The 2,506-nt window shown below is 70.1% G+C and carries 1 protein-coding gene and 1 pseudogene; one reads left to right on the top strand and one right to left on the bottom strand.

Translation table 11 applies throughout. The annotated features are described in order from the left end of the window. A partial coding sequence (ftsH, locus tag G6022_RS10370; RefSeq protein ID WP_182691513.1) for an ATP-dependent zinc metalloprotease FtsH occupies window positions 1–2,144 on the bottom strand: 2,144 nt, incomplete at its 3' end. Between the two features lie 166 nt (window positions 2,145–2,310). Here ftsH and G6022_RS10375 point away from each other — a divergent pair. After that, window positions 2,311–2,506 (top strand): annotated as a pseudogene (locus tag G6022_RS10375) (amidase); the annotation flags it as partial.

Genomic DNA, 2,506 nt, shown 5'->3' on the forward strand with positions numbered 1-2,506 from the left:
CACCCGGGCGCCGACCAGCCGGGGGGCGGTGGCGTGCCGTACGCCGGGATCCCGGAGGACGACGCGCCCGCCGGAACCGACTCACGCTCGCGATCGGTCCGGTCGCCCGGGTCCCGGCCCGCGTCCTGCCCGGTGCCACCTTGCTCTCGGCTCGCCGGGAGGACGGGCATCGAGAAAGGGTCGCTCGTCGGTGGCGGCCACGGCTCGCCGCGTTCCCTCGCCAGCTCACCCGGTGTCTTGATGGGCGGCCGGGTCGACGGGACACGACCGGAGAAGTCGTCGAACTCGGTGATCCTCGGACGCTTGACCACGTCCGCGAACAGCCGTTGGAGATCCTCCTGCCGGAGCGTCTCCTTCTCGAGCAGTTCCCCTGCCACGGAGTCGAGGATCTCCCGGTTCTCCTCGAGGACCTTCCACGCCTCGGTGTGCGCGGCGTCGATGATCCGGCGGACCTCGTCGTCGATTGCCTTGGCCACCTCCGGGGAGTACTCGGAGCCCCCGCCGCCGCCGCGTCCGAGGAACGGGTCCCCGCCCTCGCCGCCGTACCTGACCGCCCCGAGCCTGGAACTCATGCCGTACTCGGCGACCATCGTGCGGGCGATCCTGGTGGCCTGCTCGATGTCCGAGCTGGCGCCGGAGGTCGGTTCGCCGAAGACGTACTCCTCGGCTGCGCGGCCGCCCATGGCCATGACGATCCGCGCGATCATGTCCGCGCGGGTCATGAGGGACTTGTCGTCCTCCGGGACGACCAGTGCGTGCCCCCCGGTGCGGCCGCGAGCGAGGATCGTGACCTTGTGGACCGGCTCCAGGTCCTCCATCGCCCACGCCGCGAGCGCGTGACCGGACTCGTGGTAGGCGGTGACCTTCTTCTCGTGCTCGCTGATCACGCGGTGCTTGCGGCGTGGTCCGCCCACGACCCGGTCGGTGGCCTCCTCGAGGATGTCGATCGAGATCTCGTCCCGGCCCATCCGGGCGGCCAGCAGCGCGCCCTCGTTGAGCACGTTGGCCAGGTCCGCCCCGGACATGCCGATCGTGCGCCGGGCCAGCGACCTCATGTCCACGTCGGCGGCCAGGGGCTTGCCCACCGAGTGCACGGCGAGGATGGACTCACGTCCGCGCAGATCCGGGTTGGTTACCGGCACCTGACGGTCGAACCGGCCGGGCCGCAGCAGGGCCGGATCGAGCACGTCGGGGCGGTTGGTCGCCGCGATCATGATGACCGTCTCGCGGTCGCTGAACCCGTCCATCTCCACGAGGAGCTGGTTGAGGGTCTGCTCGCGTTCGTCGTGGCCGCCACCGGTCCCGGAGCCGCGGTGCCGACCGACGGCGTCGATCTCGTCGACGAACACGATGCAGGGCGCGTTCTGCTTGGCCTTCTCGAACAGGTCGCGGACACGCGAGGCACCCACGCCCACGAACATCTCCACGAAGTCCGAGCCGGAGATCGAGAAGAACGGCACCCCGGCCTCGCCGGCCACCGCACGCGCCAGCAGGGTCTTACCCGTTCCGGGTGGCCCGTAGAGGAGGACGCCGCGCGGGATCTTGGCCCCCAGCCGCTCGTACCGCGCCGGGTTCTGCAGGAAGTCCTTGATCTCGTTGAGCTCCTCCACCGCCTCGTCCTCACCCGCGACGTCGGCAAAGGTGGTCTGGGGCATGTCCTTGGTGAACTCGACCGCCCTCGACTTGCCGACACCGAACAGGCCGCCCTTGCCACCCTGCATGCGGGTCATGAAGTAGAACAGGAGCCCGAAGAGGATGAGCATGGGCAGCAGGAACGACAGCATCTGGGTGAAGAAGCCCTGCTGGGTGACGGTGGTGTCGTACTTCTCCGGCTCGGCCGCGGCGACCCGGTCGAAGATCTGGTCCGCCGCCAGCTCCGGATACTTGGCGAGCAGCTGATCGGTCTCGTCGGCACCCTCCTCCGGGGTAATCGGCGACTCGAGGGTGAGCCGCAGCTGCTGCTCACGGTCCTCGATCGTCGCCTCACTGACGTTCCCGGCGTCGATCTGCGCGAGGGCAACCGAGGTGTCGACCTCGGTGTACCCCCGCTCGTCGTTCGCGAAGAACGAGAAACCGACGATCGCCAGGATGATGACGCCCGCGATCGCCACGTTGCGGAAAACGGTGTTGCTCTTACGTTCCATTCGGTCCTCGAGTGCGAAGGACGGCCCCGCCGGTCGGCGGACCTCGTGATGCGACCGACCTCGTCGCCTATCGCCCCAGGCTACCTGCGGGGCACGACAGCCGACCGTGCTGATCGCCGTGGGCGGACAGGCGATCGTGTCGTACGCGCCCCGTACCATCGGGCTCGTGATCACCCCCACCCCGCCCGCGTCCCGGACCGCAGAGGCGGTGCGGTCCGGCGCCGACACCGCGACGGGGGCGCTCGACGCCGCCCTGGACCGGATCGCGCACCTGGATCCGGCACTCCGTGCCTTCACCACTCTCCTCGGGACTGACGGCCGTGCGGCCGCGGCGGCGGTGGACGCCCGGGACGCGGCCGGAC

It is taken from the genome of Dietzia sp. Cai40 (assembly GCF_014145165.1).
GTDB lineage: Bacteria > Actinomycetota > Actinomycetes > Mycobacteriales > Mycobacteriaceae > Dietzia > Dietzia natronolimnaea.